The 7072-nt window shown below is 70.9% G+C and carries 5 protein-coding genes; 4 read left to right on the plus strand and 1 reads right to left on the minus strand.

Features of this window, described 5'->3' with window-relative positions; genetic code table 11:
* Positions 1 to 69: 69 nt before the first annotated feature.
* Positions 70 to 903, minus strand: coding sequence for an aldo/keto reductase (locus ACZCAH_RS08805; RefSeq protein ID WP_464340705.1), 834 nt, complete (start codon positions 901 to 903; stop codon positions 70 to 72).
* Between the two features lie 237 nt (positions 904 to 1140).
* Here ACZCAH_RS08805 and ACZCAH_RS08810 point away from each other — a divergent pair, with 237 nt between their 5' ends.
* From ACZCAH_RS08810 to ACZCAH_RS08825, 4 genes are all read left to right on the plus strand, one after another.
* Positions 1141 to 2715, plus strand: a complete 1575-nt coding sequence (locus ACZCAH_RS08810) for an LssY C-terminal domain-containing protein (protein WP_464340706.1) — start codon at positions 1141 to 1143, stop codon at positions 2713 to 2715.
* A gap of 106 nt (positions 2716 to 2821) precedes the next feature.
* Entirely contained in the window at positions 2822 to 4276 is a 1455-nt protein-coding gene (locus ACZCAH_RS08815; RefSeq protein ID WP_464340707.1) for an APC family permease, read from the plus strand.
* A 32-nt stretch (positions 4277 to 4308) separates the two neighbouring features.
* Entirely contained in the window at positions 4309 to 4722 is a 414-nt protein-coding gene (locus tag ACZCAH_RS08820) for a universal stress protein (RefSeq protein WP_464340708.1), read from the plus strand.
* 240 nt (positions 4723 to 4962) lie between these two features.
* Entirely contained in the window at positions 4963 to 7026 is a 2064-nt protein-coding gene (locus ACZCAH_RS08825; protein WP_464340709.1) for a PhoX family protein, read from the plus strand.
* Positions 7027 to 7072: the final 46 nt, after the last annotated feature.

Below are 7072 nucleotides of genomic sequence, written 5' to 3' on the forward strand. Positions count from 1 at the left end.
GCGCCCGGGCCGGGCCAGGGCCGGGCGAGGCCGGGGAGCCCCCTGTGTGGCGCCCCGGCCCTCAGCGGGTCACTTGGTGGCGGGATCCGTGCCGCCGCGGCCGGCCTCGCCGCGGTCGAGGGCGTCGATCGCTGCGACCTCTTCAGCGCTCAGCACGAGCTCCGCCGCGGCGAGGTTCTCCACGATCCGGCTCGGCGTGACGGACTTCGGCAGCGCCACGATGCCGTGGGAGAGGTGCCAGGCGAGCACCACCTGGGCGGGGGTCGCCTCGTGCGCCGAAGCGATCTCAGTGATCACAGCGTTCTCGAGCAGGTCCGACTTGCCCTGGCCGAGCGGGCCCCAGGACTCGGTGACGATGCCGTGGCGGGCATGGGCCTCGCGCAGCTCGAGCTGCGGGAAGTAGGGGTGCAGCTCGATCTGGTGCACGGCCGGGACCACGCCCGTGGCCTCGATGATCTCCTCCAGCTGGGGGAGCGGGAAGTTGGAGACGCCGATCGAGCGGACCAGGCCGCGCTCGCGCAGCTCGATCAGGGCCTTCCACGCCTCGACGTACTGGCCCTGGGACGGGGTGGCCCAGTGGATCAGGTAGAGGTCGATCTGCTCGAGGCCGAGCCGCTCGAGGGAGGCCTCGCACGCGGCGATCGCGTCGTCGTGCGCATGGGCGTCGTCCCACAGCTTGGTGGTCACGAAGACCTCGTCGCGGGCCACGCCGGAGTCGCGCAGGGCCTGGCCCACGCCCTCCTCGTTGCCGTAGATCTTCGCGGTGTCGATGTGGCGATAGCCGGCGGCGAGCGCCTGGCCGGTGACGTCGGCGGTCACCGCGGCGTCGACCTTGAAGACGCCGTAGCCGATCTGGGGGATGGAGCGGCCGTCGTTCAGGGGGACGGAGGTCACGGGGGACATGGGGTCCTTCCGGGGTGGGGTGCGTGAGGGTCGCCCCCGAGCGTACGCGCCTCGTCGCCTGTCGCCCCCAGCCCGCCGCCTTCAGCCCGCCGTGCGCATCGAGTGCTGCTTTTGAACCGTCACCGTGCCGCCATGACCGTCTAGATGCAGCACTCGGTGGGAGCGGGCTCCTGGGAGGCCCGCCAGGTCCCGACCGTACGATGACCCCATGCGCATCCAGCCCGAGCGGAGCGCCGGATGACGCCGGCGCGGACGGCGCGGCTCGCACCCCTGGACCGCCCGGTGCCCGACGCCCCGCCCGAGTACGACCACGCGCTCGGCCACACCGCGGAGCGCCGCCGCTTCGAGCTCTACGGGCTGCTCGACACCCTGTTCATCGTCGCGGGTGTGGTCGTCTCCATCTGGCTCGCGCTGCTCTACCTGATCGAGGGCTTCTCGCTCACCCCGGTGCGGCTGCTGTACCTGGTGCTCTTCTGGCTGCTGCTCACCTACATCACGCTGCCCCGGCTGCACCAGCTGATGACCTGGATCTACCTGCCGGACTACTTCTTCGGCCGCACCCGCACCACCGAGGGTGTGCTCTCGGACCCGATCAACATCGCGCTCGACGGGGCGGAGCGGGACGTGCACGTCGCGATGCGGCGGGCCGGCTGGGTGCTCGCGGAGGAGCGCACCCTGTCCTCGGCCTGGCAGATGGTGCGCTCGACGCTGCTGCGCCGCTCCTATCCGTCGGCCCCCGTCTCGGACCTGTACCTGATGGGTCGGCGCCACGACTTCACCTACCAGCAGGAGGTGGGCGGCACCACCGAGAAGCGGCACCACGTGCGCTTCTGGCGGATGCCGCCCGACTTCGTGCTGCCGGGCGGGTACCGCACGGACTGGCTCGCGGCCGGCACCTACGACCGCGCCGTCGGCTTCTCCTTCTTCACCCTGCAGATCACGCATCGCATCGACGAGAACATCGACGTGGAGCGCGACTATCTCATCGACACCGTCCGCTTCGCCGACCCGCGGATCGAGGTGGAGGTCATCGAGGAGTTCTCCACTGCGTACCACGACCGCAACGGGCAGGGCGACCGCTTCCGCACCGACGGACACCTCCCGGTGATCGACGTCGAGGGCGCCGCCGCGCGGTCCGACGGGGCGACGGCGATGATGCTGCCGCGGCATCGGCCCACGGGCACCACGGTGATGAAGGCCCGCGCCCGGGCGGCGACGCAGTCCGCGCTCGCGGCGGCGCGACGTCGCGGCCCCCAGGAGATCGGCGACGAGCTGAGCGCGCAGTGGCACGGCACGGTCGACGACGTGCACGAGGTCCTCGCCCGCGCCGCCGACCACCACCTCCCGCCGCCGACCGTGGTCTTCACCGGGATGCTGGTGCTGCTGCAGCTGGGGATCCTCACCGCCGAGTGGGTGGACCGCCTCGCGGGCGTGGACCTGCTGGCCCGGATCCCGGACGTCTCGCTGCTTCTGCCCTCCCCGGAGGGCCTGATACTGCTCAGCGTCGTCGCGGTGGTGCAGGTCGTGCTCATGGTGGGGGTGCTGCGCCGCAGCCGTTGGGCGCGGATCGCGCTGATGAGCCTGTTCACGGCCGACGCCGTCGGCCGGCTGCTGCTCGCCTCCGCGACCCTCGGCGACGTGGCCCATTCGCTGCTGGTGGGCGCGGGCGCCTCCGCCCTCGGGGTGCTCGCGATCAGCTCCGACGCCTCGCGCCAGTGGGTGCAGACCCTGCGGCTCCCCAGCCGCGAGCCGGGGGCCGACCAGGGCGGCTCCGGTGCCCGGGATACCGGGGGCGCGGGGCCGACGGAGTAGAGTTCGCGCCAGGTCTTCCCGGGTCCCCTGGGCGATGGCGCCTCGTCTCGGGGTTCCGCGCTCCCCCGGGGGACTCGCATCGACCTCGCATCCCGGGAGGACTCCCATGACCTCGTCCCCAGACACCGCCGCGGCGCCCGGCCCCGCCGCCGGGCAGGACGGCCACCCCGAGCTCAAGAAGGCCATCACCCCGAAGCTCCTGCTGCTGTTCATCGTCGGCGACATCCTCGGCACCGGCGTCTACTCGCTGACCGGCCGGGTCGCCGGCGAGGTGGGCGGCGCCGGATGGCTGCCGATCCTCATCGCCTTCGCCGTCGCCATGGTCTCGGCCCTCTCCTATGTGGAGATGGTGACCAAGTACCCGCAGGCCGCGGGGGCGGCGCTCTACGTGCACAAGGCCTTCGGCATCCACTTCCTCACCTTCATGGTCACCTTCGCCGTGCTCTCCTCGGGAATCACGTCGGCGTCGACCAGCGCGATCTTCCTCTCCGAGAACGTGCTGAAGGCGTTCCGGCTCGAGGAGTCGCTCGGTGACTCCGCGGGCGCCGTCGCCACGACGATCGCGCTCGTGTTCCTCGGGCTCGTGGCGCTGATCAACTTGCGCGGCGTCTCCGAGTCGGTCAAGGCGAACGTGGTCCTGACCTGCATCGAGATGACCGGTCTGGCGCTCGTGATCATCGTGGGCTTCTTCGCCGTCGGCAAGGGCCAGGCGGACTTCTCGCGCGTGGTGCTCTTCGAGACCCAGGACGACAAGAGCATCTTCATGGCCGTGATCGGCGCGACCGCGCTCGCGTTCTTCTCCATGGTCGGCTTCGAGGACTCGGTGAACATGGCCGAGGAGACCGTCGACCCGGTGAAGAACTTCCCCCGCGCGCTCATCGCGGGCCTGTCGGTCACCGGCGTGATCTACGTGCTGATCTCCGTCCTCGCGGTCGCCGTGGTTCCGATCGGGCAGCTGACCGGGTCCACCACCCCGCTGCTCGAGGTGGTCAAGGAGGGCGCCCCCGGTATCCCGATCGACACGATCTTCGCGTTCATCTCGATCTTCGCCGTCGCCAACACCGTGCTGATCAACATGATGATGGCCTCCCGCCTGCTCTACGGCATGGCCAAGCAGGACGTCCTGCCGGGCTTCCTCCGCGGCGTCCTGAAGAAGCAGCGCACGCCGTGGGCGGGCATCGTCTTCTCGACCGCCCTCGCCATCGCCCTGGTGATCTCGGTCCGCTACGTGCTCGCCGAGGAGACGATCGGGGCGCTCGGCGGCACCACCGCGCTGCTGCTGCTGACCGTCTTCGGCCTGGTGAACATCTCGGTGCTGGTGCTGCGCAAGGACACGGTCGACGTGCCCCACTTCCGCACCCCGACGGTGCTGCCGGTGATCGGCGCGATCACATCCTTCGCGCTGGTCTCGCCGATCGCGCAGCCGGTGCAGAACTACGTGATCGCAGGCGGGCTGCTCGTGGTCGGGCTGATCCTGTATGTGATCACCTGGTTCTACAACAGCGCGGTGAAGGCCCGCCGCACCCGCTTCCGCCACCCCGACGACCTCGGTCGCGACTGACCCCGTCCCCTCCCGAGCCCCCAGGAGCCGCCATGTCCACCGTCCTGCTGGCCTACGTCCCCAGCGCCACGAGCGAGGCCGCGCTGGCCTTCGCCGTCGCCGAGTGCGAGCGCCGCGACGCCTCGCTGCTCGTGCTCGCGTCCGAGCGCGCCCCAGACCCCCGTAAGGCCCGCGGGGTCACCGACCAGCGTCCGCTCGCCGAGCGCCTGGCCGAGACCGGCCTCGAGCACGAGCTGCGCACGGTGCCGCGCCGCGACGACCCGGCCGACGACATCCTCGACGCGATCGAGCACGATCCGGTCGATCTCGTGGTGCTCGGCATCCGCAAGCGCACCCCGATCGGCAAGATCCTGCTCGGCTCCACCTCGCAGCGGGTCGCGATCGAGTCCGCGGTGCCGGTCGTGCTGGTCAAGCCCGACACCTTCGTGCCGCCCACCCGGGTCTGACGCCGACGGGGGTCGACGGCCCATCAGTCGACCGCTCCGTCCGCCCCACCAGGCACGACCCCCCGATATCCGCCGACGGCGGGCGAGCCCCGGATCGCCCGCCGTTGCCGTGCGGTCCTGCGCTGTTCACCTCCGCGTCCCCTGAGGGAGGGGCGCACCTCACTTTGCTGGCGCATCGTCAGATCGTCTCGCGCTCCCTCGGCGCGCGAGGAACGAGATCACCAGCAAAGGACTCCCCCCATGGCCCTGATCGATCTGCCCCTCCTCATGAAGGACGCGGTGCGCGGCAAGCGCTCCGCCGTGACCTGCCAGCTCAAGTGCGCCAGCCAGTGCGCCTTCGGCGAGTGCAACCACTCCGACAACCCCACCTTCCGCGACATCGCCTCCCGCGCGCTGTCCCGTCGGACCATGCTGGGCGGCTCCACCGCTGCGCTCGCGATCGGCCTGGCCGGTACGCAGGGCGCGCTCGCCGATCCCGGGAACGGGAAGGGCAAGGGGCAGGGCAACGGCAAGGGCGGCGCGGGCCACCGTCCCCCGAACGGCACCAAGCTCACCTTCACGCCGATCGAGCCGGTCGACGCGGCCGTCGACGAGTTCACCGTGCCCCGGGGCTTCGCCTGGCACCCGATCATCCGCTGGGGCGACCCCCTGTTCGACGACGCGCCCGATTTCGACTGGAACGCCCAGAGCGCCGAGGCGCAGAAGCGCCAGTTCGGCTACAACAACGACTACACCGAGATCCAGGAGATCCCGGGCAGCGCCGGCAAGCGCGCGGTGATGTTCGTGAACCACGAGTACACCAACGAGAACATCATGCTGCCGGCCGACACCGACGCCGAAGAGGCGATCGAGATCGGCCGCGCCGCCCACGGCCTCACCGTCGTGGAGCTCGAGCGCAAGAACAAGAACTTCCCCTACCGGTACGTGCAGGGCGCGAAGCTGAACCGTCGCATGCTGCTGGACGACGAGTTCGCGCTGACCGGCCCCGCCGCGGGCGACGACCTGGTCAAGACCGTCGAGGATCCCGAGGGCCGCACGGTCCTGGGCACCCTCGGCAACTGCGCCGGCGGGCTCACCCCCTGGGGCACCCTGCTCTCGGGCGAGGAGAACTTCCACGGCTACTTCCGCTCCGCCGGCACCTCCGAGGCCGAGAAGCGCTACGGCCTGCGCGATGCCGCCACCGCCCGCGGATGGGAGAACGCGCACGACCGCTACGACGCCCGCAACGAGGGCTACGAGAACGAGGTCAACCGCTTCGGCTACATCGTCGAGGTCGACCCCTTCGACCCGACCTCCACCCCGCGGAAGCACACCTCGCTGGGCCGCTTCAAGCACGAGGGCGCGAACATCATCATCGCCGAGGACGGCCGCGCGGTCGCCTACTCCGGCGACGACGAGAAGTTCGACTACCTGTACAAGTTCGTCTCCCGCGACCGCTACGTCGAGGGCGACCGCGAGCACAACCTGACCCTGCTGGAGAACGGCGACCTCTACGTCGCGAGGTTCACCGGCAACTCGCCCGCCGCCGAGATCGACGGCTCCGGCGAGGTCCCCGCCGACGGCGCCTTCGACGGCACCGGCGAGTGGCTGCCGCTCGTGGTCGACGGCGAGTCCCAGGTCCCCGGCTTCACCGTCGAGGAGGTCCTCGTGCACACCCGCCTCGCGGCGGACGCAGTCGGCCCCACCAAGATGGACCGCTGCGAGGACGTCGAGCCCTCGCTGCACAGCCGTCGCGTGTACGTGGCCTGCACCAACAACTCCGATCGCGGCACCGACGGCAAGGTCGCCCCCGACGAGGCCAACCCCCGCTCCCAGAACCGCGACGGCCACATCGTGGAGATCGACGAGCAGGGCGACCAGACCTCCACCGCCTTCGCATGGAACCTGCTGCTGGTGGCCGGTGACCCCGCGCAGGGCGATCAGACCTACTTCTCCGGCTTCCCGGTCGAGAAGGTCTCCCCGATCTCCTGCCCGGACAACCTCGCCTTCGACTCTGTGGGCAACCTCTGGATCTCCACCGACGGCGCCCCCTCCGGCATCGGCTACAACGACGGCCTGTTCCGCGTCACCCTGGAGGGCGAGGCCCGCGGCCGCGTCGAGCAGTTCCTCTCCGTCCCGATCGACGCCGAGACCTGCGGCCCGATCGTCCGCGACGAGGACCGCTCGGCGTTCGTCTCCGTCCAGCACCCGGGCGAGGACGGCGAGTTCGGCGCCCAGCGCTCCTACTTCCCGGACTACGACGGCCAGGGCCCGAAGCCCACGGTCGTGCAGGTGCTGCCGAACCGGGGCAGCGGCAAGGGCTGAGCGCTCTCCCGTCGGCGCACGACGGGCATGACAGGGCGACCCCGCA

The sequence above is a fragment of the Brachybacterium sp. B718/18 genome (assembly GCF_055454375.1).